The 25,660-nt window shown below is 70.8% G+C and carries 23 protein-coding genes; 15 read left to right on the top strand and 8 right to left on the bottom strand.

Going from position 1 to position 25,660, the window contains the following annotated elements; all coding sequences use genetic code 11:
• Window positions 1-131 precede the first annotated feature (131 nt).
• The 5 genes from ACIRQ7_RS31650 (at window position 132) to ACIRQ7_RS31630 (ending at window position 6,321) form a co-directional block, all read left to right on the top strand.
• Entirely contained in the window at window positions 132-701 is a 570-nt protein-coding gene (locus ACIRQ7_RS31650) for a glycerol-3-phosphate responsive antiterminator (protein WP_404266048.1), read from the top strand.
• Window positions 702-990: 289 nt separating this feature from the next.
• Window positions 991-2,298, top strand: a complete 1,308-nt coding sequence (locus ACIRQ7_RS31645; RefSeq protein WP_404266047.1) for a nitrate/nitrite transporter — start codon at window positions 991-993, stop codon at window positions 2,296-2,298.
• Window positions 2,299-2,375: 77 nt separating this feature from the next.
• The gene (locus ACIRQ7_RS31640) at window positions 2,376-3,152 is read left to right on the top strand and encodes an SDR family NAD(P)-dependent oxidoreductase (RefSeq protein ID WP_404266046.1); all 777 of its coding nucleotides are present in this window, start codon (window positions 2,376-2,378) and stop codon (window positions 3,150-3,152) included.
• 94 nt (window positions 3,153-3,246) lie between these two features.
• Window positions 3,247-4,710, top strand: coding sequence for an FAD-binding oxidoreductase (locus ACIRQ7_RS31635; RefSeq protein ID WP_404266045.1), 1,464 nt, complete (start codon window positions 3,247-3,249; stop codon window positions 4,708-4,710).
• A 177-nt stretch (window positions 4,711-4,887) separates the two neighbouring features.
• Complete coding sequence (locus ACIRQ7_RS31630; protein ID WP_404266044.1) at window positions 4,888-6,321, top strand: FGGY-family carbohydrate kinase; 1,434 nt, start codon at window positions 4,888-4,890, stop codon at window positions 6,319-6,321.
• Window positions 6,322-6,432: 111 nt separating this feature from the next.
• Here the strand turns inward: ACIRQ7_RS31630 and ACIRQ7_RS31625 are convergent, their stop codons facing one another.
• Entirely contained in the window at window positions 6,433-7,014 is a 582-nt protein-coding gene (locus tag ACIRQ7_RS31625) for a VanZ family protein (RefSeq protein ID WP_404266043.1), read from the bottom strand.
• A 237-nt stretch (window positions 7,015-7,251) separates the two neighbouring features.
• Here ACIRQ7_RS31625 and ACIRQ7_RS31620 point away from each other — a divergent pair, with 237 nt between their 5' ends.
• Window positions 7,252-8,094, top strand: coding sequence for a DUF1206 domain-containing protein (locus tag ACIRQ7_RS31620; protein ID WP_404266042.1), 843 nt, complete (start codon window positions 7,252-7,254; stop codon window positions 8,092-8,094).
• A 94-nt stretch (window positions 8,095-8,188) separates the two neighbouring features.
• Entirely contained in the window at window positions 8,189-8,917 is a 729-nt protein-coding gene (locus ACIRQ7_RS31615; RefSeq protein WP_404266041.1) for a L,D-transpeptidase family protein, read from the top strand.
• 72 nt (window positions 8,918-8,989) lie between these two features.
• Here ACIRQ7_RS31615 and ACIRQ7_RS31610 read toward each other — a convergent pair whose 3' ends face one another.
• From ACIRQ7_RS31610 to ACIRQ7_RS31580, 7 genes are all read right to left on the bottom strand, one after another.
• The gene (locus tag ACIRQ7_RS31610) at window positions 8,990-10,420 is read right to left on the bottom strand and encodes an aminobutyraldehyde dehydrogenase (RefSeq protein ID WP_404266040.1); all 1,431 of its coding nucleotides are present in this window, start codon (window positions 10,418-10,420) and stop codon (window positions 8,990-8,992) included.
• A complete protein-coding gene (locus ACIRQ7_RS31605; protein WP_404266039.1) occupies window positions 10,413-11,726 on the bottom strand; it encodes a flavin monoamine oxidase family protein in 1,314 nt (437 codons plus the stop codon). The genes ACIRQ7_RS31610 and ACIRQ7_RS31605 overlap by 8 nt, the downstream gene beginning before the upstream one ends.
• 46 nt (window positions 11,727-11,772) lie before the next feature.
• Window positions 11,773-12,882 carry an ABC transporter ATP-binding protein gene (locus ACIRQ7_RS31600; RefSeq protein ID WP_404266038.1) on the bottom strand — a complete coding sequence of 370 codons (1,110 nt, stop codon included), beginning with the start codon at window positions 12,880-12,882 and terminating at the stop codon, window positions 11,773-11,775.
• Between the two features lie 5 nt (window positions 12,883-12,887).
• Window positions 12,888-13,733, bottom strand: a complete 846-nt coding sequence (locus ACIRQ7_RS31595; RefSeq protein ID WP_404266037.1) for an ABC transporter permease — start codon at window positions 13,731-13,733, stop codon at window positions 12,888-12,890.
• Window positions 13,730-14,551: an ABC transporter permease gene (locus tag ACIRQ7_RS31590; protein WP_404266036.1), complete on the bottom strand. Its 822-nt coding sequence runs from the start codon at window positions 14,549-14,551 to the stop codon at window positions 13,730-13,732. Before ACIRQ7_RS31590 ends, ACIRQ7_RS31595 begins: the two co-directional genes overlap by 4 nt.
• An 82-nt stretch (window positions 14,552-14,633) precedes the next feature.
• On the bottom strand, window positions 14,634-15,767 hold the full coding sequence (locus ACIRQ7_RS31585; RefSeq protein WP_403669149.1) for a spermidine/putrescine ABC transporter substrate-binding protein: 1,134 nt from the start codon (window positions 15,765-15,767) through the stop codon (window positions 14,634-14,636).
• 156 nt (window positions 15,768-15,923) lie between these two features.
• The gene (locus ACIRQ7_RS31580; RefSeq protein ID WP_404266035.1) at window positions 15,924-17,075 is read right to left on the bottom strand and encodes an aromatic ring-hydroxylating dioxygenase subunit alpha; all 1,152 of its coding nucleotides are present in this window, start codon (window positions 17,073-17,075) and stop codon (window positions 15,924-15,926) included.
• Window positions 17,076-17,425: 350 nt separating this feature from the next.
• Between ACIRQ7_RS31580 and ACIRQ7_RS31575 the strand changes: the two genes are divergently transcribed.
• The 8 genes from ACIRQ7_RS31575 (at window position 17,426) to ACIRQ7_RS31540 (ending at window position 25,568) form a co-directional block, all read left to right on the top strand.
• Entirely contained in the window at window positions 17,426-17,836 is a 411-nt protein-coding gene (locus tag ACIRQ7_RS31575; RefSeq protein WP_404266034.1) for a hypothetical protein, read from the top strand.
• Complete coding sequence (locus ACIRQ7_RS31570) at window positions 17,833-19,119, top strand: NADH-ubiquinone oxidoreductase-F iron-sulfur binding region domain-containing protein (protein WP_404266033.1); 1,287 nt, start codon at window positions 17,833-17,835, stop codon at window positions 19,117-19,119. Before ACIRQ7_RS31575 ends, ACIRQ7_RS31570 begins: the two co-directional genes overlap by 4 nt.
• Before the next feature lie 11 nt (window positions 19,120-19,130).
• A complete protein-coding gene (locus tag ACIRQ7_RS31565) occupies window positions 19,131-19,322 on the top strand; it encodes a ferredoxin (protein WP_404266032.1) in 192 nt (63 codons plus the stop codon).
• Entirely contained in the window at window positions 19,322-21,412 is a 2,091-nt protein-coding gene (locus tag ACIRQ7_RS31560; RefSeq protein WP_404266031.1) for an acetate--CoA ligase family protein, read from the top strand. Before ACIRQ7_RS31565 ends, ACIRQ7_RS31560 begins: the two co-directional genes overlap by 1 nt.
• On the top strand, window positions 21,375-22,613 hold the full coding sequence (locus tag ACIRQ7_RS31555) for an acyl-CoA dehydrogenase family protein (RefSeq protein WP_404266030.1): 1,239 nt from the start codon (window positions 21,375-21,377) through the stop codon (window positions 22,611-22,613). Before ACIRQ7_RS31560 ends, ACIRQ7_RS31555 begins: the two co-directional genes overlap by 38 nt.
• Before the next feature lie 51 nt (window positions 22,614-22,664).
• On the top strand, window positions 22,665-23,837 hold the full coding sequence (locus tag ACIRQ7_RS31550) for an acyl-CoA dehydrogenase family protein (RefSeq protein WP_404266029.1): 1,173 nt from the start codon (window positions 22,665-22,667) through the stop codon (window positions 23,835-23,837).
• Between the two features lie 128 nt (window positions 23,838-23,965).
• Window positions 23,966-24,832: a 3-hydroxybutyryl-CoA dehydrogenase gene (locus ACIRQ7_RS31545; RefSeq protein ID WP_404266028.1), complete on the top strand. Its 867-nt coding sequence runs from the start codon at window positions 23,966-23,968 to the stop codon at window positions 24,830-24,832.
• A 124-nt stretch (window positions 24,833-24,956) separates the two neighbouring features.
• On the top strand, window positions 24,957-25,568 hold the full coding sequence (locus ACIRQ7_RS31540) for a TetR/AcrR family transcriptional regulator (protein WP_403669126.1): 612 nt from the start codon (window positions 24,957-24,959) through the stop codon (window positions 25,566-25,568).
• Window positions 25,569-25,660 lie beyond the last annotated feature (92 nt).

Genomic DNA, 25,660 nt, shown 5'->3' with positions numbered 1-25,660 from the left:
AAGGCCGCGAGTACGTACCTGACGTACCCGGCGCGGGCCCGTGCGGTAACCCCAAGGTCGGCGGGGTGGGGGCGGAGCCGGCGAGCTTAGGCTGGGGGTGTTCTCGCTTCATCGCACTCCGGGAGATCGTCATGGACACCACCTCACTGCCCTCGCTCCTGGAGGAGTACCCGGTCGTGGCCAGCGTGAAGGACGAGGAGGGCCTGGATGCCGTCCTGCGGTCGGAGTGCAGGATCGTCTTCCTGCTCTACGGGTCGGTGCTCGACCTGCCCTCGATCGTGCAGCGCCTGAAGGACAACGGCCGGATCGTCCTCGTGAACGTGGACCTCATCGAGGGCTTCGCCGGCAAGGAGGTCGTCGTGCGGTACGTCAAGGAGAAGACGGCCGCCGATGGTGTCCTCAGCTCGAAGGCGTTCATGGTCCGCGCGGCCCGGGAGCACGGCCTCTTCGCGGTGCACCGCTTCTTCCTCATCGACTCCCTCTCGTACCGCAATCTCGCGGCGCAGGTACGGATATCGAAGGCGGACTGCGTGGAGATCCTGCCCGGCTGCATGCCGCGGGTCATCTCCTGGGTCGTGGCCGACATCGACGTGCCGCTGATCGCGGGTGGCCTTGTCTGCGACCGGGAGGACGTGTTCGCGGCACTGAAGGCGGGCGCCGCTGCCATCGCCTCGTCCAACAGGGAAGTCTGGAAGATGTGACGCCCGGCCGAGACGGGGGTTGACACCGCGGACAGCGCCCATTTACTTTTGCGGAGCAGCCCTGGAACAGGGGCGGCGACAAACAAATATCGGCTTCCGGAGCGCATGGCATTAGCCGCGTGTTCCGTGGCAGTTACTAGAGACCAGAGAACAGTAACCCTTCCCTGTGGAGGATTACTGTTCTTTTTTTGTGCCCTTTTCCGGGCGTGCCCCCTGCCCTGCCTTTCCACGACGAGGTGGTCAGCGTGACGTCGAACCCCCAGGCCGCTCCCGGTGAGCGGACCATCCGATGACCAGGTCCCAGCGGCGGATCAGCTTCGTGATCCTGTCGATGACCGGCGGAGTCATCTTCCAGGTCGCCTACATCCGGTTTGTTTTCCTCGGTCCCACCGCGCATGCGCTCGACCTTTCGGCGCAGGACTACGGAAACATCGTGTCGGTCTTCGGCATTGTCGCGATGGTGATGTATTTCTTCGGCGGCTGGTTCGCCGACAGATTCTCACCCAAGACCCTGATCGTGGTGGCCCTGGCCGGTACCGGAGTGGCGGACCTGTACCTGGGCACTGTCCCGGGCTACTGGGGAACACTCGCCGCGCACCTGCTGATGGCCGTCATGGGAATGGGCCTTTACTGGTCCGCTCTGGTGAAAGCCATCGGAATGCTGGGTGATTCCACGGAACAGGGCCGCTTGTTCGGTTTCCTGGAAGGCGTGCGTGGTGTCACTTCAACGATCGTCGGCTTCGCCGGGACGGCCATCGTCGCCCTCTCCGTGGCCGAGGCCGCGGGGGTCCTGTGGCTGATCAGGATCTACGGCGTCCTGTGCTTCGTCTTCGCGGCGCTGGTGTGGCTGTTCGTGAAGGGCGACGAGGAACGCCTGGCGGCCCTCGGTTCGAGCACCGTCACCTTCAAGCAGCTGTGGCTGGCCGCGAAGAACAAGTACACCTGGCTGATCGGCTTCACGGTCATGCTGATGTACTGCTTCTACACCACCCTCGGCTACTTCTCCCCGCTGCTGGAGTACCGGTACGGGATGGCGGCCGCGCTCATCGGCGTCATCGGTGTCACCCGGACCTACGTCTTCCAGTTCGTGGCCGGGCCGGCCGGCGGGATCGTCGTGGACAAGGTCACCAAGTCCTCGCCCCGCTTCCTGCGCTGGATGTTCGCGGGCAGCGCCGTCGTCGCCCTGGTCTTCCTCGTGCTGCCGCGCAACTCCGGCTTCATGTGGGTGGCGCTCGGGCTGATGTTCGCGCTGTGCCTTCTGGTGTTCGCCAGCCGCGGCGTGTACTGGGCACAGGTCGGCGAGGTCGAGGTGCCCGAGAGCGAGCGGGGCGGCGTGATCGGCCTTGCCTCCGGGCTCGCGTACCTGCCCGATGCCTTTTTGCCCGCCCTGTGCGCCTGGTGGATCGGCGATCCCTCGGCCACGCCCGTGGTGCCCGAGCGCGGCGGCGGCTACACCACCCTCTTCGTCTTCCTGCTCGCCATGGCACTGCTCGGCCTGCTGTTCACCACCCTCACCGACCGTGCACGGCGGCGCGATCTTGACGCCCGCGCCCGCGCCGACACGGCGTCGCCCGAGCCGGTGTCGATGGGCACCTGACGCTCCGCGGGCGCCCGTCCGCCCCGCCACACCCGCCCGGATCACCTCGTAGCGCATCCAGAAAGAGCGAACTCCGCATGGATATCACCGAGTTCCACCTCGACTTCTTCTCCCTCGGCGGCAAGAACGCCATCGTCACCGGCGGCAACACCGGCCTCGGCCAGGCCTTCTCGCTGGCTCTGGCCAAGGCGGGAGCGAACATCTTCGTACCGTCCGTCGCCGCCGACGACGGCACCACCCGGAAGCTGATCGAGGCCGAAGGGGGCCGGATGGAGGTCCTGGAGGCCGACCTGACGAAGCCGGGCGTGCCGCGGCAGATCATCGAGGGGTGTGTCGACGCCTTCGGCTCGGTGGACATCGTGGTGAACTCGGCGGGCATCGCGAAGCTGGCCGAGGTCGAGCAGTTCGGCCGCGCCGAATGGGACCCGATGGTCAGCGTGAACCTCACGGCTCCCTTCGAGTTGAGCCACGAGGCGATCCGGTTCATGATCCCGCAGCGCTCCGGCAAGATCATCAACGTCGCGTCGATGTTCTCGTTCCTCGGCGGCCGGTGGTCGCCCGCGTACGCGGCCACCAAGCACGGCATCGCCGGTTTCACCAAGGCGTACTGCGACGAGCTCGCCCAGCACAACATCCAGGTCAACGCCATCGCCCCGGGCTACTTCGCCACGAAGATCACCGAGGCGACACGGGCCGATCCGGTGACCGGTCAGCGCGTCCTGGACCACATCCCGGCCGGCCGCTGGGGCGAGCCGGCCGACCTGATGGGGGCCACCGTCTTCCTCGCCTCCCGCGCATCGGACTACGTCAACGGCCACGTCCTGCCCGTGGACGGCGGCTACCTGGTCCGCTGAGCCCGCCGCCGTACGCCGGCCCGCCACTCCGTACGCCCACAAACACCCACTCCGTACGCCCGCACCCCCACAGAACTCCACGAGGTAGATCCCGATGGCCAAGTCGCTCTCCGAGCTCACCCGCGAAGACATCGTCGCCCGTCTGACGGACCTGGTCCCCGCCGGACAGGTCGTCACGGACGCAGCGCAGCTCAAGGAGGCGAGCGTCGACCGGTTCAAGAAGTACCAGTCCGTACACGACATCTTCGACGGCCCGCTTCCGGCCGCGATCGTCAACGCCCGCTCCACCGAGGACATCGCCAAGGTCCTGGCCTTCGCCAACCAGAACAAGATCAATGTGGTGGCCCGCACCGGCCGCACCGGCACCGAAGGCGGCCTGGAGACGGCCGTCGAGGACACCCTGGTCCTGGACGGCTCCGGCCTCGACGAGATCCTCACGATCGACGCCGAGAACATGCAGGCCACCGTCCAGTGCGGCGTCCCGCTCCAGGTCCTTGAGGACGCGCTGCGCGAGCAGGGCCTGACCACCGGCCATTCCCCCCAGTCCAAGCCGCTGGCGCAGTACGGCGGTCTGGTCTCCACCCGTTCCATCGGCCAGTTCTCCACGCTCTACGGCGCGATCGAGGACATGGTCGTCGGCCTGGAGGCGGTCTTCCCCGACGGCACCGTCACCCGCATCAAGAACGTGCCGCGCCGCGCGGCGGGCCCGGACATCCGGCACATCGTCATCGGCAACGAGGGCGCGCTGTGTTACATCACCGAGGTCACCGTCAAGATCTTCAAGTACCAGCCGGAGAACAACGAGTTCCACGGCTTCCTCGTCGACGACATCGCGACCGGCATCAAGGTCATCCGTGAGGTGGTCACCGGCGGATTCAAGCCGTCCGTCGTACGCGTCTACTCGCCCGAGGACGCCCGCCAGCACTTCGCGCACTTCTACGAGGGCAAGGTCGTCGTGGTCTTCGTCGCCGAGGGCCCGCAGGGCATCGTGCGCGCCACCAGCGAGGAGATCGAGCGCGTCATCGGCCAGTACCCGCACACCAAGGTCGACCCGAAGCTCATCGAGAACTGGTTCGACCACCTCAACTGGGGCGTCGACAAGATCGAGGCCGAGAAGCAGGTCATGCTCCAGCAGGCCGAACTCGGCTACACCACCGAGGTCTCGGTCGACTGGTCGCGCACGGTCGAGCTGTACGAGAACGTCATCCGCCGCATCCGCGGCGAGTTCCCCGCGGCCGACGACCTGGTGATGCTCGGCGCCCACTCCTCGCACAGCTATCAGACGGGCACCAACCTCTACTTCGTCTACGACTACAAGATCAACTGCGAGCCGCGCGAAGAGATCGACAAGTACCACATCCCGCTCAACGCGATCATCGTCGAGGAAGCCCTCAAGGCCGGTGGCTCGATGGTCCACCACCATGGCATCGGCAAGTACCGCGCACCCTGGACGACCCAGGAACACGGCAGCGCCTACCCCATCCTGGCAAAGCTCAAGGAGACCTTCGACCCCAACGGGATCATGAACAAGGGCACCATCTTCCCGACCGACGCCTGAATCCGAGCGCAGCCGAGCCGCCGCGTTCGCCAACACCCGTCGGCGGGGACGTGCTCGCCAACATCCCTCGGTGGGGCCCCGGTTGACCTTCGCGACAGCCGGGGCCCCACCCGCCCCGACCCTCCCTCCAACACCGTCCCGGACACCGCTGTCCGGGCCCCGCACCCCGGAGTGGGCATGACCAGCACCCGTCCCCGCTACTTCATCGGCATCGACAACGGCTCCCAGTCCTCCAAGGTGACCGTCTTCGACGAACACGGCCACGCCGTCAGCGAGGGACGCGCGGCACTGCGTCCCTACGACACCCCCCGCCCCGGCGTCGTGGAACATCCGGACGACGACCTCTGGACGTCCATCGGCGAAGCCGGCCGGCAGGCGATGGCGGCGTTCACCGGGGACACGGCCGACATCATGGGGGTGGGCCTGTGCACCATCCGGTTCTGCCGAGCGGTCCTGAAGGCGGACGGCACCCTCGCCCAGCCCGTCATGAGCTGGATGGACGAGCGCGTGTCCGTGCCCTATGTCCACACCGCCCCCGACGCCGCGTACGTGACCACCTCATCCGGCTACCTCGGCCATCGTATGACCGGCAACTTCCGTGACACCGCAGCCAATTGCGCGGGGTTGTGGCCGCTGGACCCCGACACCTGGCAGTGGACGGACGACGACGCCGAACTGGCCAGGTCCGGCATCCCGCGGGCCATGCTCTTCGATCTCGTACTGCCCGGAGACACCCTGGGCCAGGTCACCGAGGCCGCCGCCGCCCACACCGGCATCCCGGTCGGCATCCCCGTCATCGCCACCGCCAACGACAAGGCGGTCGAAGCCCTCGGTTGCGGTCTGCGCACCCCCGACACCCTGCTCGTGTCACTGGGCACCTATGTCGCGGGCATGGCCACCGGCCCGCGCAACATCACTCACGCCACCGACTTCTGGACCAACTACGCGTCCACGCCGCACTCCTACCTCTACGAGTCGCACGGCGTCCGCCGCGGCATGTGGACGGTCAGCTGGTACCGCGACCTGCTCGGTGAGGAAGGGGTCGTCCAGGCACGGGCGGCGGGCCTCTCGGTCGAGGACTACTTCAACGCCGAGGCGGAGAAGGTCCCGCCGGGCTCCGACGGCCTCATGACCGTCCTCGACTGGCTCGCCCCCGCGGAAGCTCCCTTCCGCAAGGGCACCATCCTCGGCTTCGACGGCCGCCAGGGGCGCTTCCACCTCTACCGCTCGATCCTCGAAGCCCTCGCCATGACCGTCCACGACTCCGCCACCCGCATGGCCGCCGAACTCGGCACCGAGTACAGCGATGTGATCGTCTCGGGCGGCGGCTCCCACTCCGACCTCATGATGCAGATCCAGGCCGACGTCCACGGCATCCCGGCCCGCCGCGCGGAGGCCACCAGCGCGGCCGGCCTCGGCGCGGCGATCTGCGCGGCGGCAGGGCTCGGTGTGTACCCCGACTTCGACCAGGCGGTGCAATCGATGGTCCGCCCCGGCAGGGTCTTCCTGCCGAGCCGGGCGCATCACAGCCTCTACCGGCGTCTGGAGGAGGTCTACCGGGACGTCCGAAGCCATACGGACGCGATCTACCGCCGTACGTACGAACGCTGACGGTGCGCCGGCCGCGGAGCGCTCGCAACGCCCGTGACCCGAGCGCAGGCTGCGGTCATGATGCGCTCCCGGCCTCGCTAGACCAGCGGTCCACGTCCGCGTGCCGGCAGATCAGCCGCCCACGCGGGCGCTCGACTTGTGCGCCGTCCCGGAGCCGACGGCCGTCCGCCTGCCGCTCAGGCGATGCCACCAATGACGGCGCCGCGGGTGGACGACGCGACCCAGCTTGAGCCCCAGCAGCAGATAACCGATCACCGCGCCGGAGCAGTTGAGGATCACGTCGTCGATGTCGAAGGCCCGGCCGGTGATCAGCGCGCCCTGAACCAGCTCCACCAGCACCATCACCAACGCGGTGGCCACCCCCACCCGGAGCGCCCCACGTGCCCGCGGAAGCAGCACCGGCAGCAGTACACCGAACGGCACGCCCAGCAGGATGTTGCCGCCGAGCTGCTTGACGGTGTCCGTCAGATGCGGTTGCCCGAGGTAGTCCCTGATCGAGTCGCCGGGGCGGAGGTTGGGGTGGGTCAACGGCACCGAGGCCGCCGAGGGGGTCAACGTCACCTTGGCCAGAGCGACCGCGAACGCCACCATTCCGGCAAAAGCCAGGATCAGCACAATGATCCGTACGGCCAACGGCGCGCGGTCCGCCACCGGCGACCACGCCGCTCTGTTGCCCTGCTGTGTATGTGGCATGGGAGTTCTCCCTGGTGTACGCGGTGCGCCAAGCGCCGGATGGATCGTTCAGTTACCCGAGGTAAAACGAATCATGCGGGCCGGATGGGATCGCGGCCGCGGCCGTGCCGGAAGCCGCCGTGGTGGGCGGCGACACTCACCCGGAGCCCTGGGCGATCGCGTTTGTCAGGGGGATAAGAGGGCACCCGCAGTGCACCTCGGATGGCCGGGGGAGAAACCTCGGAGGCGGGCCGGCTCATGAATCCACTCACGGCGATACCGCACAGAGGGAAGCGCACAGCCCGTCGGGCGGCCCGGAGTCCGGCGGTGCGGGGAGCGGCCCGTTGCGGCTTCGCCGCCCGCGGAGTGATCTATCTGCTGGTAGGGGTGCTCGCGCTGCGGATCGCCTTCGGCGCATCCGGTGAGCAGGCGGACCGAGGCGGGGCGCTCGCCGAGATCGCCGCCCAGCCGTTCGGCGTCGTGTTGATCTGGGCACTCGGCCTCGGGCTGGCGGGGATGGCGCTGTGGCGACTGTCCGAGGCGGCGTTCGGCTCGGCCGGGCCCGGCGGCGAAGGGGCCGGCAAGCGGCTGCTCGCGTTCGGCCGGTTCGTCTTCTACTGCGTGGTGTGCCTCTCCGTGCTCGCCTTCGCCGCCGGCGAGAAGGGCAGCGGGAGCGGGGCGAGCGACCGGCAGTCCGATGACGTGACGGCCGAAGTGCTGGGCATGCCTGCGGGGCCCTGGTTGGTGGGCTGCGCCGGGTTGGGCGTCGCGGTGGCGGGTGTCTGGATCGCGGTGCGTGCCGGTCGCCGTACCTTCCACAAGGAGCTGAAGCGGGGCGAGATGTCGCGTCGGGCCCGACGGGGCGTCGATGTTCTCGGAGTGCCCGGCGGCATCGCCCGCGGTGGAGTCTTCGCGATGGCCGGTGTCTTCCTCGTCAAGGCGGCGGTGACCTACGACCCCGAGAGCGCCACAGGGATGGACGACACCCTTCGTGCGCTGGCCGGTACCCCGGCCGGTGTCTGGCTGCTGGGCGCGGTCGCGGCCGGGCTGGCCCTGTTCGGGCTCTTCTCGTTCACCATGGCGCGCTGGCGGGATGTGTGAGGCCGTCGGCCCCGACGCGCGGCGGTGCGGCGTACCGGTATATCGGGTTGGTTACGCCCGCAACCGGCGGGTGGGGCAAACAGTCATACCGTGTATGAAAAGCAGACTGAACCGCCTCCTGGGGAGACCCGGCGCACGCCGCAGGGCCGGTACGGCGCTCGCCGTCGCGGCGCTGACCGTTCCCCTGACGGTGGCCCTCGGCTCCACCGCCGAGGCCGCGTCCTCCTCGTGCACCGCTGTCCGCGGCCCGTACCAGAAGCAGGCCGAGAAGTTCCTCGGACGCCCGGTGGACGGCCGCCAGTCGGCCGCGGACTGCCGTGCGATCCGTGCCTTCCAGACCAGTCATGGCATCAGCCCGAACATCGGCTACGCAGGGCCCGTGACCTGGGGCGTGATGGGCGTCGTCGCCCAGCAGAAGGCCGCCGGGCACAACCCCAACAGCGCAGACAAGTGCCCCACCAACAAAGGCCGCATAGCCTGCGTCGATCTGACCCGCCAGCTCAGCTGGATACAGGACGGATCGAAGCTGGTGTACGGACCGGTGCCGGTCCGTACCGGCCGTTACGGGTACGAGACCCGCGGCGGAGCCAAGAAGATCTACTGGCGCAATCTGCACCATGTATCGACGCTCTACAACGTGGCCATGCCCTACAGCCAGTTCTTCGACGGCGGTCAGGCATTCCACTCCATAAGCGGCAGCGTGTGGTCGGCACCCGGCTCACACGGCTGTGTCAACATGCGCAGCGGCGACGCCAAGAAGTACTGGTCGCTGCTCAAGAACGGTGACGATGTCCACGTGTACGGCCGCAAGTCCGGAACCTGAGGCCGGCTTCACGAGGCTGTGCCCGGTGGCGAGAACCATGCCACCGGGCACAGCCGTGCCGGTGCCGGCGCGTCACAGCATGACGTGCTTGGCCTGGGTGTAGTCCAACAGCCCCGCCAGGGACAGATCGCTGCCGTAGCCGGAGTGCTTGACCCCGCCGTGCGGCATCTCCGACACCGTGGTTCCGTGGGTGTTCACCCAGACGATCCCGGTGTGCAGCGCGCGGGTGGCCCGCATGGCCCGGTCGTGCCGGGTGGTCCACACGCTCGCGGCCAGACCGAAGCGGACCCCGTTCGCCAGCCGCAGCGCCTCGGCCTCGTCGGCGAAGGGCTGCACCGTGACCACCGGGCCGAAGATCTCCTCCTGGACGATTTCGTCGTCCTGGCGTGGTCCGGCGACGACCGTGGGCAGATGGAACCAGCCAGGCCGCTCCGGTGCCGTACCGCCCGTCACCACCTCGGCGTGCTCCGGCAGGCGGCCCAACAGGCCGGTCACGGCAGCCAGTTGAGCTGCGCTGTTGACCGGACCGTAGTCGGCGCGCTCCTCGGGGCCCCCGGTGCGCAGCCGTTGGGCGCATGCGGCGAAAGCGGCCACGAACGCGTCGTACACGCTCCGGTGGACCAGGAACCGGGTGGGGGCGGTGCAGTCCTGGCCGGCGTTGTAGTACGCGACGGCCGCGAGCTCCGCCGCGGTGGCGTCGACGTCCACATCGTCATGCACGATGACCGGGGCGTTGCCGCCCAGCTCCAGGTGCACCCGCTTGAGGTCCGCCGCGGCCGCGGCGGCGATCTCCCGGCCGGCCCGGACGCTCCCGGTGACGGCGAGGAGGCGGGGGACCGGATGCGCCGTCAGGGACCGGCCGGTGTCGCGGTCGCCGCAGACCACGTTGAGCACGCCCGGCGGCAGGTGCTCCGCGGCGACGCGGGCCAGCAGCACGGACGAGGACGGAGTGGTGTCGGCGGGCTTGAGGACGCTGGTGTTCCCCGCCGCGAGGGCGGGCGCGACCTTCCACGCCGCCATCATCAGCGGATAGTTCCAGGGCGTGATCTGCGCGCAGACACCGACCGGTTCGCGCCGCAGCACCGAGGTGCGGCCCTCGGTGTACTCGGCGGCCGCCGCTCCGGGCAGGTTGCGCGCGGCCCCCGCGAAGAAGCGGAACGTGTCGACGACCGCGGGCAGTTCCTCGCCGCGGAACTGCTCGGGCGGCTTGCCGGTGTCCCCGACCTCGGCGGCCACCAGGGCATCGGCGTGCTCCTCCAGCGCGTCGGCGATCCGCAGCAGGGCCTGTTGCCGCTCCGCGGGGGTGGTGAGCGACCAGCGGGCGAAGGCGGTCTCTGCCGCCGTGCAGGCCGCGTCCGTGTCGGAGGGCCCGGAGCGGGCGGCGCTGCGGTGCGCCACGCCGGTGGCCGGGTTGACGAGTTCCATCGTGGCGCCGGAGTCGGCCGGGCGGTCCGCCCCCGCGATGTGGTTGAGGACGGGGGCGGGCGGACGGGGATCAGCCATGGCGCAGCACCTCCCGTGCCGCTGCCCGGCCGGTGCGTACCGCGCCCTCCATGTAGCCGGCCACCCACTGGTCGGATCCGCAGACGTAGAAGGGCGGTTCATGGGTGCCGTGCAGCGGGCCGACGGCCATCACGTCGCCGGGGTTCCAGTGCGTGACGTAGCCCTGGGTCCACGGGTCGGTGCCCCACATCCGCAGCGCGGACATGAACGGCTGGAGGGCCTCGGCGCCGTACAGGCGGGCGATGTCACCGAGCAGCTCGTGGTCGCGCGCGGCGGGCGGCATGCCCAGCAGCACTCCGTAGCGCTCGGGGGGAATCAGGGCGGAGAGGATGCCGTCGCTCTGCGGCCAGGTGCTGCCGAGCACGCCCTCGCATTCGGACAGGCCGTTGAGGTCCAGGGCGCGCCAGAAGGGCTTGTCGTAGGCGGCCACGAATTTCGCGGCGACGGCCTGCCGCTGGCAGTGCAGGGAGGCGAGCCGGGCGGCGGAGACACCGGTGATGCCGATCGAGCGGAGCGGGCCGACCGGCAGGGCGCTGACCACGGCGTCCGCGGTCAGCGTCGCCCCGTCGGCCAGCCGGACCCGGCAGTTTCCCGGGCGCACGGTGACCTCGTCGACGGCCGCGTCCAGCCGGATGCGGCGGCCCAGTTGTTCGGCCATCCGCAGCGCCACGGTCGCCGACCCCTCAGCCACCCGGAGGCCTTCCCAGTCCTCGTAGGCATAGGGGTCGTCCCCGGGGACGACGGCGTGCTTGCGGAGCGCGGCGAGCAGGGAGGTGCGTTCGTACGAACCGCTGGCCAGGGCGAGCTGGCCGATCTCCCAGAGCCGTACGACGGCCGGGCTCGCTCCTTCCGCGCGCAGCCAGTCGCCGACCGACAGGCGGTCCAGGGCTTCGGCGTTCGGGTGCGACCAGGGGTCCTGCGGGTCGACGGTCCGTGCCAGGGCGACGAAGGCGGCGGTGACCTGCTCCTGAACGGCCTGGTCGCCGGGGCCGAACCAGTGCGGCGGGTCGCCGGCCGATATCCCTTCCGCGGTGGCCCGGGACATCCGGCCGGGTTCGGCGACGTAGCTGGGGACGAGGGTCAGGCCGAGTTCCGCCGCCAGGGCGAGGTAGGCGGTGTGGGCCCGGCCGACCACCTCGCCGCCGAGCTGGACCAGCCGGCCGTCGGGCAGCACGGTCTGCTCGACGCGTCCTCCTACCCGGTCGCGGGCTTCGAGCACCAGGACGTCGGCGCCGGCCGCGCTCAGGTCCCGTGCCGCGGCGAGACCGGCGAGGCCGGCGCCGAGCACGATGACATCGTGATTCATCAGGGGCGTTCCTTCGCTGTGGGTGGGGCGGCTGCGGTGGGCGCGGTCAGTCCAGGACCAGGCAGTGTTCGGGCTTCCAGCCGATCTCCACGCTTTCGCCGCCGCTCCAGCGGTCCTCCATGCGCGAGCGGTCGGTGTTCTGTTCCAGCACCGACACCGTGACGCCGGGGGCGAGTTCGATGAGATACGTGGTGGTGGGGCCGGAGTAGACGGTCTCCCGCACCACGCCGCTGACCAGCGCCATGCCCGGTTCGAAGTCGGAGAGCCAGATCTTCTCGGGCCGTATCGACAGGCTGACGCCGCTGCCGTCGGCGATGCCGTCGCGGGTGCCGACCGGGAGCGCGGGCCCGCAGTCGAGGACCACCCGGCCGGCGCGGTAGGTGCCGGGCACGAGGTTGGAGGTGCCCATGAAGGACGCCACGAACCGGCTGGCGGGGCGTTCGTAGACGTCCTCCGGGGGCCCGCACTGCTCGACGCGACCATCGTTCATCACCGCCAGCCGGTCGGACATGGTCAGGGCCTCGTCCTGGTCGTGGGTGACGAAGACGAAGGTGATGCCGACCTCGCGCTGGATCTGCTTGAGCTCGACCTGCATGCGCCGCCGGAGCTTGAGGTCGAGGGCGGCCAGCGGTTCGTCGAGCAGCAGGACCTGCGGGCGGTTGACGAGGGCACGCGCGAGAGCGACGCGCTGCCGCTGTCCGCCCGAGAGCGTGCCGGGCTTGCGGCTGCCGAGCCCGCCCAGCTGCACCCGCTCCAGCATGGTGGCGACCCGCTCCCGGATCTCGGCCCGGGGCACGCCCTTGCGCTTGAGCCCGAAGGCGACGTTGTCGGCCACCGAGAGATGGTCGAAGAGCGCGTAACTCTGGAAGACCGTATTGACGTTGCGCTTGTCGGGCGGGAGCGCGGTCACGTCCTCGCCGCTCAGCAGGATGGTGCCGGCGCTCGGGTCGGTGAAGCCGCCGATCATCCGCAGCGAGGTGGTCTTGCCGCAGCCGGACGGGCCCAGCAGGGAGAAGAACTCGCCGGGTGCGATGTCCAGCGAGAGGTCCTTGACCGCGGACGAACCGCCGTAGGTCTTGCTGACGTGGTCGAGCCGGACCGCGGGTGGCGCGTCGGCCGGTGCCGGGCCGGCGGAGGTGGCGTCGGAGGAGGGCATGGGTGTCACTTCCCGGAGAGCAGGTCGAGGCCACCGCGGCGGCCGAAAAGCCGCGGGATGGCCAGCGCGAGGGCGATCAGGCCGATGGAGCCGGCCAGCATCAGGGTGCCGACGGCGTTGATGGTGGGCTGCACACCGAACCGGATCGCGGAGTAGATGCGGACGGACAGCGGTTGCGGATCGACGCCGGTGGTGAAGTAGGCGAGCACGAAGTCGTCGAAGACGAGGGCGAAGACGAGGACCGCCGCGGCGAGGATGCTGGGCAGCAGGGCGGGCAGCGTGACCAGGCGCAGAGCCTGCCAGCGGGTGGCCCCCAGGTCCATCGCGGCCTCTTCGACCTCCGGGTTGAGGGCGGCGATCCGCGAGCGCAGGATCACCGTCACATAGGAGATGGAGAAGGTGATCTCCGCGAGCATGACGGTGCCGGAGGAGAGGGTGATGTCCATGCCCTTGAACAGCAGCATCGCGGCGACGCCGGTGACGATCTCCGGGGTGATCAGCGGGACCAGCATGACCAGGCCCGCCAGGGATCCGAGCCGGGTACGGCAGCGCACCAGGCCCAGCGCGAGGGCGACCCCGAGGATCACCGATCCCGCCATGGCCACGAGGGAGACCCGCAGGCTCATGCCGAGCGACTCGATCAGCACGTTGTCGTGGAAGAAGGCCGTGTACCAGCGGAAGCTGAAGCCCTTGAAGACGGTGAGGGACTTCTGGGCGTTGAAGGAGAAGAGGACGACCACCCCGATGGGGAGGTAGAGCAGCAGGAAGAAGACGGCGGTGACCGCGAGGGCCAGCCGGGGCCTGCGGTCGGTGCCGCGGCGGTGCCGTCGGTGCGGGGCGCGCAGCGTCATCGGGTGGCCTCCGCCTCGTCCTTGCGGGTGCGGCGCAGGTAGCCGAGCATCCCGATGAACAGCACCGCCATCATGAGCATGGTGAGGGCGGACCCCAGCGGCCAGTTCTGGCCCTGGAAGAACTTGTCCTGGATCAGGTTGCCGATCATGATCTGGTCCGGGCCGCCCATCAGTTGGGCGCTCACGAAGTCCCCCATGGCGGGCAGGAAGACCAGGACGGCGCCCGCGGCGGCGCCCTGCCGGGTCGCGGGGAGGGTGACGAAGAAGAAGGTCCGCAACGGGCCGCCGTAGAGGTCGCGGCCCGCCTCGATCAGCGAGAGGTCCATCCGCTCCAGTGCCGCGTACAGCGGAATGATCATGAAGACGATGAAGCCGTAGACGAGCCCGGCGATGACGCCGACGCCGCTCTGCAGAATCTTGGTGCCGTCGTCGGCCAGCCCGACGGCCCGCAGCGCCTTGAGCACCGGCCCGCCGTCGGACAGCACCACCGACCAGCCGTACATCCGCACCAGATAGTTGGCGAAGAACGGCACGACGATCGCGGCGATCAGGAGATTCTTGAACCGCCCGCCGTGCAGGGCGATGGAGTAGGCGACCGGGTACGCCACGACCAGGCAGACGGCACAGGCGATCAGCGCGAAGCCCAGCGAGCGCAGCATCACGATGCGGTAGGCGGGATCGGCCATCGCCGCGATGTTGTCGAAGTTGAGCCCGAAGCGCGGGTTGCCGAGGGGGTCGGTGGTGCCCAGGGCCAGGGTGGCCACCAGGATCAGGGAGGCGATCAGGAATCCGGTCATCCAGAGGGTGCCGGGGAGCATGAGCCAGGTCCACAGCCGTGTGCCGGAGGCCGAGGGCCCGCGTGGCGGTGGGGGAGACCCGGAGGGGGAGCGTTGTGCCATGTCAGCCGGCTTTCACGTGGGTCCAGGCGGTATCGCGGGCCTGTTCGCCCTTCGAGGAGGCGTTGCGGAAGAAGAGGTCGGCCTTGAGGTCGTCGGGGGAGACCAGGCACTGGGGGAACGGCTTCACGAGGGCGGCGTAGACGTCCTCGCTGCCGCCGACCGGCATGGGATATCCGATGTACTCGATGTTCCGGCGGACGTTCTCGGGTCGGAGCATGTAGTCGATGAAGAGCATCGCCGTGCCGGGGTGACGGGCGTTGGCGGGTATCGCGTAGCAGTCCGAGTTGATCGGCGCGCCCTCCCGTGCCACCTCGAAGCCCAGGACGGACGGGTCCTTGGCCTGGCCGAGCATGGCGGCCATGTCGCCGCTCCAGGCCTGGGTCATCGCCGCGTTGCCGTTGAGCAGGTTGTTGTAGCTGTCGCTGGAGAAGCCGCGCAGGCGGGGCCGGAGGCTCTGCAGCGCCCGGGTGATACGGCCGAGATCGCGGTCGTCGGAGGTGTCGAGGTCCAGGCCGAGCTTGAGCGCGGCCATGCCGAGCACCTCGTCGCGGTCGTCGAGGACGAAGACGTGACCCTTGGCCCGGTCGTTCCACAGGTCGTCCCAGGAACCGGTGAGGTGGTGGCCGATCCGGTCCTTCCGCCAGCCGATGCCCGTCTTGTACATGGTGAACGGAACGGTGTGCGCGGAGTGCCGGTCGTACCAGGGGTCCGCGAAGTAGTGGTACCGCCCGAAGACGGCATCGGCGTGGCGCAGCCGGGAGTGGTCGATGCGGCGCAGCCGGCCGCCGTCGGTCAGGCGCTGCGCCCACTTCGCGGTGGGAAAGATGATGTCGTAGCGGTTCCCGGCGTTGAGCTTGGCGGCCATGCCCTCCATCGAGTCGAAATTCGACTGGATGACCTTGACGCCGTACTCCTTCTCGAACCCGGCGAAGACGGCCGGCGCGACGAAGTCGGCCCAGTTGAAATACACCAGATCGCCGTCGGCCCGGACGGTGATCGGCTCGTCCGGATCTCCGAAGGCGTTCCGGTTCTCCGGCAGGAAGCCGCAGCCGGCCACGCCGAGGCCGAGGGAGGCGGCGGCGCCCGCGCGCAGGAATCCGCGCCGGGACGGGGGTGGGTGTGCCTCGGGGGACATCGGTGTCCTCTCCGTAGGGGATGAGCGCTGCTTCAGGGCGCGGTCACACGGGCGCGGAGGCCCTGTCCTCCGTGCGGGACCAGTCGGCTGGGGCGAGCGGTGCGGTGCGGGCGTGCGCCGCGGGGGCGGCTCGTGGCGCTGCCTCACCGGGGCTGTTCAGCCCACCGCGTCGCCGATGTCGGCGCGTACCCGGTCGGCGAACCAGCCGACCGCTGCCTCCCGGCGGGACAGGGGGCCCGGCTCGAAGCCCGGGGTACCGAGGCCCTTCTGTACCCGGGCCACCAATTCGGCGTCTTCGTCATTGGTGATCCAGCCGATGTGGATGTTGAGGCGACGGGCGAGCCGGGTCCGCGGACTCGTCCCGCGGCGGGTGTAGAAAGCGCCCGGGACGGCCACCTTGTCGACGGCCGTCGGTATGGCGGTCCAGGCAAGCACATGGTCGGGGTAGAAGTCGATGAGTGTGTTGGGGTAGATCACGGCGTACCGCCAGATCCGCCGGTCCGCTTCGGTCAGCCCCGGCATGGGGGAGGCGACGCGCTGGTAGAGCCGCTCGGCCCAGTTTGCGGACGGCTTGTCGCGCAGCGGCGAGGCGAAGAGCACGTACGACTCGCCGATCTCGCTGGTGTAGCCCTGGTAGTCGAGCAGCCGCATCAGCCCGGGGTGGGCCACGGGGACGTGATAGCCCTCCAGGTAGTTGTCGACCGCGACCTTCCAGTTGGCCTCCTGGACCTCCGCCCCGGCCAGGTCGTGGATCCGGCTGCGGCCCACCGGCACCAGGTCGGTCCCCGCGTAGTGGCCGACGGCCTCCGCCAGCCCGGCGCACTGCTCGGCGAGCGGGACGGCGTCCGGATCGAGGTTGGCGAAGACGAACCCGAGGAACGATTCGACGCGCACCGGGAAGAGTCCGAGTGCCGGCTTGTCCAGGCAGGGGATCTGCCGCGCCTCGGGCGCGCCGACCAGGCGGCCGTCGAGTTTGTAGGTCCAGCCGTGGTACGGGCAGCGGATGGCCTTGCCGGATGCCTCGGGGGTGGTGACCAGGCGGGTGCCGCGGTGCCTGCACACGTTGAGATGGGCGGCCAGGCCGCCGTCCTCGGTGCGGACGACGAGGACCTCGCGGTCGGCGACGGTGGCGGCGAGCCGCGCCCCGGGGCCGGGGAGGTCGGATTCGTGGCAGACCAGCTGCCAGGACCTGGCAAAGATGTGCCGGGTCTCGGCGGTGGCGGCGGCCGGGTCGGTGTAGTAGCGGCCGGGCAGCGCCTGCCCGACAGTGTCCTGATTCGATGGTGCCGTGGTGGCTTCGGGGTGCATCGGGTAGCTCCTCCATGCCGCGCGGGGCGGGGGGATCGAGGCTGCCGGGGCGGTGTGTACGCCCGTGGCCGACGTATCGGATCCCGCGCTGACTAATTAGTCAGTCAGATTGCTGGCGGGTTTCGGGGAAGTCAAGACTTGCGTCCTGACTAATTGATTAGTTAGTTTAGTGGTCTCGCTGCTCCTGGCGCTCCGCCACGGCGAACACCGGCGGCGAGCGGGCGCGGCGCGCCCCGGTCCGCCGGCCGTCACCCGCAACGGCACCCCCTTCCGGCACCGAACCACGGGCAGAACCCCACACACCTCGCCCGATCCGTGCCGGTCACCCCACTCCTCTCCCGGAGGCACGCATGAGCGGTCGTCGGAGCCTGGTCTGGCTCGGGCTCACCCCCGAACCCGAACGGGAACTGCCCGCCACCGTCGCCGCCCTGCGCACCGCCGCCGGGCCCACGAGCACCGCGCCGCCAAAAGCGGCACGGGCCGAACGGCGCCGCGTCGAACGACTCGTCCTGCACGGCACCCAGCGCAGCTGGCTCCGCTACCTCGCCGAGGTGACCGACCTGGTCACGGCGGTCGCCGGCGGCACCCGCCCCGGAGACCCGCGGGCCGCCCTCCTCGCCGCGGAGGTCGTGCTCGACCACCACCGCATGCTGATCGGCCTCCCCGGACCGGGGTACGGCCGGACGGCCGCGGACCGCACAGCCCTGGAAAGCGCGGTACGCACCCTGCGCGCCGCCTCACCGGACGGAGACCGAGGATGACCGGGATCGCCTCCCTGACACGACCGGGCACCCCGTCCGCGCTCGGCCTCACACCGGGCGTCACGGAGCACATCGACGCCTACACCGGCACCGGCGGCTACCGCGACACGGTGGGGGCGGCGGAACTCCTCGACCGGATCGCGGAGGCCGGCCTGCGCGGGCGGGGCGGCGCCTGCTACCCCACCGCCGCCAAGCTCCGCTCCGTCCGCGACGCCGGCCGCCCGCCCGTCGTCGTGGCGAACGGCGAGGAGGGCGAGCCCGGTTCGGTCAAGGACCGCTGGCTGCTCCGGGCCCGGCCCCACCTGGTCCTGGACGGGCTCGTGCGGGCCGCGGAGATCACCGGCGCCGAACGGGCTTATGTCTACCTCTCCGACGCCACGGCAGCCGAACGGGTTCGCCAGGCACTCGCCGAGCGGGCACCGCGGCTGCCGGTGGAGATCGTCAGCACTCCGCACACCTACGTCGCGGGGGAGGAGACCGCGGTGGTCCGCCGGATCGACGGCGGCCCGGCCCTTCCGACCGCCAAACCGCCCCGCCCCTACGAACGCGGCGTCGGCGGTGCCCCGACCCTCGTCACCAACGTGGAGACCCTCGCCCGGATCGCCCTCCTCGCCGCACGGCCCGACCACGGGCACCGCACGGCCCGCACCACCCTGATGACGCTCGCCGGCGGCGACGCGGACCCCCTGCTCGCCGAAGTTCCCTACGGCCGCACGCTGCGGTCACTGGCGCGGGACCAGGGCACCCCCGAGCCCACCGGAGCCCTCCTGGGCGGACTGTTCGGCGGGCTGATCGGGCCCAGCTCCCTCGACCTCGCAATCGACCCCGACGCCCTCGCCGCCGCGGGCACGGCACTGGGCTGCGGCGCGATCCGCTTCCTCGGCCCCGGCGAATGTCCCGTCGCCCTCGCACGGGCCGCCCTCAGCCATCTCGCGGCCGAGAGCTCCCGGCAGTGCGGCGTCTGTGTGGCGGGCACCGGCGCGATCAGCGAGGCCGTAGCCGCCCTCACCACAGGCACCGCGACCCCCGACATCACCGGGCGGCTGGAGCGCTGGTCCACCTCGCTGCCCGGCCGCGGCGCCTGCGGTCTGCTCGACGCCGCGGCAGGCACCGCGGGCAGCTTGCTGCGGTCCTTCCCCCACCTCGTCCGTTCCCACCTCGACGCCCCCTGTCCGGCCTGCGCCGCATCCGCCGGATCCGGCGACCGGCTCACCGTGGCCGTCCCCGGGGTGGCCCTCCCCGCCGTCGCCCACCGGCGAACCTCCGCCCCCTGCCCGCGCTGAAAGGAACACCCGTGAAACTCCTCCTCGACTCCACCCGCTGCCAGGGCTACGGCCTCTGCCAGGAACCCGCCCCCGACCTCATCGAAATCGACGAGTGGGGCTACGCCACCGTCGTCGCCGAACCCGCGCCGGGCGCCCCCGAGGACGCCGCCCGCGCCGCCGCCGAGTCCTGCCCCAACTCCGCGCTCAAGTTGGAGAGGTAATGATGGGACGCGATCTGTCGGCCCTGTTCGACCCCAAGTCGGTCGCGGTGGTCGGAGCCAGTGACGACCCGGCGAAGTACGGCCACGCGGTCGCCGCCCAGGCCCTGCGGGCACCCGACCGCCGCCCCGTCCACCTGGTCAACCGCCGTGGCGGCACGGTCCTGGGGCGCACCGCCGCCCCGTCGCTCGCCGCGATCGGCGAACCCGTCGAACTCGTGGTGATCTCCGTGCCCGGCCCCGGCTTCGAGGCCGCCGTCGACGACGCCCTGGCCTGCGGGGCCCGTGCCCTGGTCGGCATCACCGCCGGCTTCGCCGAGACCGGCCCGCTCGGGCTGGCCCGCCAACAGGCGATCGCCCGGCGCGTACGCGCCGCCGGAGCGGTGCTCGTCGGACCGAACTGCCTCGGAATCGCCGACAACACCACGGAGCTGTATCTCGCCTCGGACCGCTTCGCACCCGGCGGAATCGCGCTGCTGAGCCAGAGCGGCAATCTCGCGCTCGAACTCCAACTCCGCTGCGCCCCGCACGGCTTGGGCTTCTCCCGCTTCGTCTCGCTGGGCAACCAGGCCGACGTCACCCTCGTCGACCTCGTCGAGGACGCCGCCCGGCACGACGCGACCGAGGTCATCGCCGTCTACGCGGAGGACTTCGGCGACGGCCGGGCCTTCGCCGAAGCGGCCGCCGCTGCGGGGAAACCGGTGGTCCTGCTCACCGCCGGGCGCGGCACCGCCTCCGCCCGCAGCGCCCAGTCGCACACCGGCGCCCTGACCACCTCCGCCGATGTGGTGGCCGCCGCCTGCCGCGACGCGGGCGTCGAACTGGTCGCCACACCCCACGAAATGGCCGTCGTCCTCGCCGCGCTGCACGCGGGCCCGCGCGCCACCGGGCGCCGCACCGCGGTGTGCACCGACGGCGGCGGCCACGGAGCGATCGCCGCCGACGCCGCCGAGGCCGCCGGACTCGCCGTACCCGAACTCGGCACCGCCGCACAGGAACGCCTCCGGACACTGCTGTGGGACCAGTCCGCCGTCGGCAATCCGGTCGACCTGGCCGGGATGGGGGAGCAGAACCCGCACTCCTACGGCGACACCGTCGGCGCCCTGCTCGCCCTGGAGGAGGTCGACTCCGTCCTGCTGACCGGGTACTTCGGCGGCTACTCCGCGGCGACCGGCGGCCTGGGCGGCCCGTCCGCCGACATCGGCACCACGGGCGGCGGGAGCGCCCTCGCCGCCGGCGAGCTGGAGACGGCACACCAGATGGCCGGGCAGGCGACGAGCGGGGCCAAGCCCCTGGTGGTGCAGTCGATGTTCCCGGACGCGCCCAGCTGCCGGACGCTGATCGAGGCGGGCATACCCGTCTTCGCGTCCACCGAGGACGCGGCCAGGGCGCTGGCCGCGATGACCACCGCCGAGGACGCCGTACCGCCCGGTGTCCGACCGCTCCCGGCGGCGGCACCCCCGCTGCGCGACGCCGGCTACCACGGGGTACGCACGTTGCTGAGCGAAGCCCAGGTGCCGTTCCCGGAGGCCAGGGAGATCACCGACGAGGCCCAACTGCACGCCGCCGCCGAGGAGTTCTCCGGTCCGTACGTCCTCAAGGCGCTGCACCTCCTGCACAAGTCCGACGCCGGCGGGGTCGCCCTGGGGCTGCCGGACCGGCCGTCCCTGGTCGCCGCCTACCGGGAGATGCACGCCCGGCTCGGCGCGGCCTCCTACTCGGTCGAGGCGATGGCCGACACGACGGACGGTGTCGAACTGATCGTGGGCGTCAACCACGATCCCCGGTTCGGCCCGGTCGCCATGGTCGGCCTGGGCGGTGTGCTCACCGAGGCCCTGCACGACGTCGCGTTCGCCCTGGCGCCCGTCCCGGCGGACCGCGCCGCCCACCTGCTGGAGGGACTGCGAACCGCCGCTCTCCTCAAGGGTGTTCGCGGCCGGCCCGCCGTCGACATCGCCGCCGCGGCAGCTGTCATCGAACGCATCACCACGCTCGCCGCCGCCCACCCCGAGATCACGGAGATCGAGGTCAACCCGCTGCTCGTCCGCCCGGACGGTGCGATCGCCCTCGACGCCCGCGCCGTACTGGCCTGACACCCCGCACGCCGTCCCGGAGGACACCATGGACTTCCGCTACACCCCCCGACAGGCCGATCTCAAGGCCCGCGCCGCCGCCTACACCGAGCTGCTCTTCCCGTACGAGGAGCAGTCCGAGGAGGCCGGCGGGCCGCTGCCCGCCGAAACCGTCCGCGAGCTGACCCGGGCGGCCATCGACGCCGGCGTCTACGCCATCAACATGCCCGAGAAGTGGGGCGGCCCGGGACTCTCCCTCCTCGACCAGGTCATCGTCGAGGAGGAATTCGGCAAGGTCACCAACTGCCTGTGGGACATCCCCTGGCGCCCCGCCAACGTCCTGGCGTACGGCACCGAGGCGCAGGTGGAGAAGTACCTGCTCCCCGTCATCCGCGGCGAGCGCTTCGACGCCTTCGCGGTCACCGAACCGGGCGCCGGCTCCGACCCCTCGTCGGGTACCAGCACCGCCACCCGCACCACCGGCGGCTGGCTGCTCAACGGCGAGAAGTGGTTCGTGACCTGCGGTGACATCGCCGACTTCCTGCTCGTGCAGGCAGACGCCGGCCCGGAGCGGGCGGCCACCCTCTTCTTCGTCGACAAGCAGGCGCCGGGCGTGCGGATGACCCGGGTGCCGCGCTTCATGCACTCCGCCGTGAACGGGCACCCCGAGTTCACCTTCACCGATGTCTTCGTCCCCGACGACGATGTCCTCGGCGGCGTCGGCAACGGATACGAACTGACCAAGGAATGGTTCACCGACGAACGCCTGATGATCGCCGCCCGCACCACCGGCGCCGCCGAACGCGCCCTCCAACTGGCCCGCGACTGGGCGCTGGAGCGCAAGCAGTTCGGCTCCGCGATCGCGGACTTCCAGCTGGTGCAGGGGATGCTGGCGGACTGCGCGGTTGACATCGCGGTCAACCGCGCCTACACCCACCAGGTCGCCTGGGAGGCCGACCAGCCGGGCACCGACCCCAAGACGCTGCACGCCAAGGCCTCGACGGCGAAGCTCGCGGCGAGCGAGGCGGCGGGGCGGGTCATCGACCGCTGTGTGCAGATCTTCGGCGGCCGGGGCTACGACCGCTCCTACCCCGTCGAGCGGCTCTACCGGGAGCTGCGGGTCGACCGGATCTGGGAGGGCACCTCCGAGATCCAGCGCCTGATCATCGCCAACGAGCTCATCAAGCGCGGCACCCGCGCCCTCAGCCTGCCGCAGGCCTGACCCCCGCCCCACGACCGGACCACGGTTCGCCACCGACCTTTGAGGACTGACATGGACTTCCGTCTCACCCCCCGCCAGGCGGGCCTCAAGCGCACCGCGCGCGAGCTCACCGAAACCCTCACCGCGTACGAAGTCGACTGTGAGGAGAACAACGGCCTCCCGGAGCAGGCACACGCCGAGATCCGCGAGGCTGTCCTCGCCAGTGGCCTGCAGGCCGTCAACATGCCGCAGGAGTGGGGCGGCGCCGGGCTCACCATCCTGGAACAGGCCATCGTCCAGGAGGAGTTGGGGCAACTCACCGGCGCCCTGTGGGACACCGTGTGGCGCCCCGCCAACGCCCTGCGCTTCTGCACCCCCGCACAGCGCGCGCGCTACCTCGAACCCGTCATCCGCGGCGAGCGCCGCGACTGCTACGCGGTGACCGAACCCGGTGCGGGCTCCGACCCGCAGAACCTGGCGACCACCGCGACCAAGACCGCCGATGGCTGGCTGCTCAACGGCGAGAAGTGGTTCGTCACCGTCGGCGACCACGCCGACTTCATGATCGTCCTCTCCGCGGCGGGCCCGGACCGGGAACCGACCCTCTTCCTCGTCGACAAGGACACGCCGGGCATCGAGATGACCCGGGTGCCGCGCTTCATGCACACCTTCGTCTACGAGCACCCCGAGTTCACCTTCACCGACGTCGCGGTGTCCGAAGACGCGGTGCTGGGCGGGCTCGGCAAGGGCTACGACATCACCCGGTCCTGGTTCACCGAGGAACGCCTGATGATCGCCGCCCGCACGACGGGCGCCGCCGAGCGTGCCCTGCGGCTGGCCCGTGACTGGGCGGTGGAGCGCAAGCAGTTCGGTTCCCCGATCGCGGACTTCCAGCTGGTGCAGGGGATGCTGGCGGACTGCGCGGTGGACATCGCGGTCAACCGGGCCTACGCCCACCAGGTCGCCTGGGAGGTGACCGAAGGCAGCGCAGACCGCAAGACACTGCACGCCAAGGCGGCCATCGCCAAGCTCGCGGCGAGCGAGGCGGCGGGGCGGGTCATCGACCGCTGTGTGCAGATCTTCGGCGGCCGGGGCTACGACCGCTCCTACCCCGTCGAGCGGCTCTACCGGGAGCTGCGGGTCGACCGGATCTGGGAGGGCACCTCCGAGATCCAGCGACTGATCATCGCCGGCGAACTGGTCAAGCGGGGCACCGGCGTCCTTCAGATACCGATCGCCGACTGACCCCTCCGGCGTGTCCCGTCCTCGGGCCGGGACACGCCGGACCCTCCCCCCCCAGCGCACACCACCCGGCGTCACGGGGCGGCGGCCGAGACCCCTCGGCCGCCCGGCACACCGATCAAGGAGGACCGATGCCCGCAAGCGCTGTGGAACGGATCGGGGTCGTGGGCTGCGGCCTGATGGGATCCGGGATCGCCGAGGTGTGTGCCCGTGCGGGCCGGGACGTGATCGTCGTCGAAACGGGCCGGGCCGCCGCGGACGCCGGACTGCACCGGATCACCGGCTCCCTCGACCGCGCCACGGCCGCCGGGAAACTCACCGCCGCCGACCGCGACGCCGCGCTCGGCCGCGTCACCGTCGTCACGGACCTGGACGCCCTGGCCGACCGCGACCTGGCCATCGAGGCCGTCGCGGAGGACGAGGCAGCGAAGGTGGCGGTGTTCGAGCGGCTGGATGCGACGGTACGACGCCCGGACGCGATCCTCGCGACCAACACCTCGTCCCTGCCGGTCATCCGGCTCGCCGCCGCCACCGCACGCCCCCAGCAGGTCATCGGCCTGCACTTCTTCAACCCCGTTCCGGTGCTGCCGCTCGTCGAGCTGGTGCCCTCCCTGCTGACCGGTGAGGACACCACCCGAAGGACCCGCGCCTTCGCCACCGACGTCCTCGGCAAAGAGGTCGTCCAGGCCGCGGACCGCGCCGGCTTCATCGTCAACGCCCTGCTCGTGCCGTATCTGCTGGACGCCGTGCGGCTGGTCGAGGCCGGTGCGGCCTCGGCGGCCGACACCGACCGGGCGATGCGGCTGGGCTGCGCCCACCCGTTGGGACCGCTGGCCCTGGCCGACCTGATCGGTCTCGACACCACACAGGCCATCGCCGAGTCGCTGTACGAGGAGTTCCGCGAGCCGCGCTACGCGCCCCCGCCGCTGCTGGCCCGGATGGTCGATGCGGGCCTGCTCGGCCGAAAGTCGGGCCGGGGCTTCCACACCTATGGATGACCGACCGGACCCATGGGTGACCGACCCGGCGGCGGCGGACCGCGGGCGGCCATGCGGGAAGATGGCATGAGACGGGCCGGTGGGCCCGCGGAGGAGACCGATACCGATCCGGGGAGCAATTCACGTGGCCAAGGACGAGCGCACTCTCGAAACGCGGCAGCGGATTCTCGCCGCCGCGTGCGAAGTGATCGCCGAGGTCGGGTTCGAAAAGATCCGTATGCGCATGGTCGCCGAACGCGCCGGGGTCTCCACGGCCCTGCTGCACTACCACTTCGAGAACCGCGAACGGCTCTTCGCGGAGGCCATGACCCATTCCTTCGGGCAGACCGGCACCGAACTGGAACGGGACGCCGACACGGTGCCCGCCTCCGTGGTCCTGGCCCGCATCCTGCACAACATGCTGCCCACCGACGCCGAGCTCCAACAGGACTGGCGGCTGTGGCAGGAGCTGTGGGTCAGGGCCCTGCGCGACGACACCGCCCAGCACCTCGCCGTCGACCTCTACGACCAGCTGCACACCTGGATCGGCCAGGCGCTGCGGCGGGGCATCGAGGCCGGTGAGTTCGCCGACTGCGACGTCGAGGGGACCAGTACGTTGCTGCTCGCCCTGAGCGACGGGTTCGGTATCCGCCTGATGCTGGGCGACCCCCGGATCGACCTGGCGACCGCCGAAGCGGCCATCTGGCGCGCCGTGGCCGGGACGCTCGGGGTGCCCGAAACCTTCCCCGAGATCTGACGGCCCCGGCGACGGGCGGGCCGTGCCGCGGCGGGGCCGTGCCGCGGCCGGGGGAGGCCAGGGTGTGTCCGCCGGGGCGGCTCGTTCGGACC

The organism is Streptomyces sp. NPDC101393 (genome assembly GCF_044767385.1).
GTDB lineage: Bacteria > Actinomycetota > Actinomycetes > Streptomycetales > Streptomycetaceae > Streptomyces.
Note: the sequence above shows the minus strand (reverse complement) of the source record. Positions and strands in the feature narration are given on the sequence as shown.

What these genes read in the sequence shown, in the direction of transcription:
- ACIRQ7_RS31615 (WP_404266041.1), top strand. Translation starts at nt 8,189, where the DNA reads ATGAAAAGCAGACTGAACCGCCTCCTGGGGAGACCCGGCGCACGCCGC.
- ACIRQ7_RS31610 (WP_404266040.1), bottom strand. Translation starts at nt 10,420, where the DNA reads ATGGCTGATCCCCGTCCGCCCGCCCCCGTCCTCAACCACATCGCGGGG.
- ACIRQ7_RS31575 (WP_404266034.1), top strand. Translation starts at nt 17,426, where the DNA reads ATGAGCGGTCGTCGGAGCCTGGTCTGGCTCGGGCTCACCCCCGAACCC.
- ACIRQ7_RS31625 (WP_404266043.1), bottom strand. Translation starts at nt 7,014, where the DNA reads ATGCCACATACACAGCAGGGCAACAGAGCGGCGTGGTCGCCGGTGGCG.
- ACIRQ7_RS31640 (WP_404266046.1), top strand. Translation starts at nt 2,376, where the DNA reads ATGGATATCACCGAGTTCCACCTCGACTTCTTCTCCCTCGGCGGCAAG.
- ACIRQ7_RS31635 (WP_404266045.1), top strand. Translation starts at nt 3,247, where the DNA reads ATGGCCAAGTCGCTCTCCGAGCTCACCCGCGAAGACATCGTCGCCCGT.
- ACIRQ7_RS31645 (WP_404266047.1), top strand. Translation starts at nt 991, where the DNA reads ATGACCAGGTCCCAGCGGCGGATCAGCTTCGTGATCCTGTCGATGACC.
- ACIRQ7_RS31605 (WP_404266039.1), bottom strand. Translation starts at nt 11,726, where the DNA reads ATGAATCACGATGTCATCGTGCTCGGCGCCGGCCTCGCCGGTCTCGCC.
- ACIRQ7_RS31550 (WP_404266029.1), top strand. Translation starts at nt 22,665, where the DNA reads ATGGACTTCCGTCTCACCCCCCGCCAGGCGGGCCTCAAGCGCACCGCG.
- ACIRQ7_RS31630 (WP_404266044.1), top strand. Translation starts at nt 4,888, where the DNA reads ATGACCAGCACCCGTCCCCGCTACTTCATCGGCATCGACAACGGCTCC.
- ACIRQ7_RS31585 (WP_403669149.1), bottom strand. Translation starts at nt 15,767, where the DNA reads ATGTCCCCCGAGGCACACCCACCCCCGTCCCGGCGCGGATTCCTGCGC.
- ACIRQ7_RS31650 (WP_404266048.1), top strand. Translation starts at nt 132, where the DNA reads ATGGACACCACCTCACTGCCCTCGCTCCTGGAGGAGTACCCGGTCGTG.
- ACIRQ7_RS31600 (WP_404266038.1), bottom strand. Translation starts at nt 12,882, where the DNA reads ATGCCCTCCTCCGACGCCACCTCCGCCGGCCCGGCACCGGCCGACGCG.
- ACIRQ7_RS31595 (WP_404266037.1), bottom strand. Translation starts at nt 13,733, where the DNA reads ATGACGCTGCGCGCCCCGCACCGACGGCACCGCCGCGGCACCGACCGC.
- ACIRQ7_RS31620 (WP_404266042.1), top strand. Translation starts at nt 7,252, where the DNA reads ATGAATCCACTCACGGCGATACCGCACAGAGGGAAGCGCACAGCCCGT.
- ACIRQ7_RS31570 (WP_404266033.1), top strand. Translation starts at nt 17,833, where the DNA reads ATGACCGGGATCGCCTCCCTGACACGACCGGGCACCCCGTCCGCGCTC.
- ACIRQ7_RS31590 (WP_404266036.1), bottom strand. Translation starts at nt 14,551, where the DNA reads ATGCTCCCCGGCACCCTCTGGATGACCGGATTCCTGATCGCCTCCCTG.
- ACIRQ7_RS31545 (WP_404266028.1), top strand. Translation starts at nt 23,966, where the DNA reads ATGCCCGCAAGCGCTGTGGAACGGATCGGGGTCGTGGGCTGCGGCCTG.
- ACIRQ7_RS31580 (WP_404266035.1), bottom strand. Translation starts at nt 17,075, where the DNA reads ATGCACCCCGAAGCCACCACGGCACCATCGAATCAGGACACTGTCGGG.
- ACIRQ7_RS31560 (WP_404266031.1), top strand. Translation starts at nt 19,322, where the DNA reads ATGATGGGACGCGATCTGTCGGCCCTGTTCGACCCCAAGTCGGTCGCG.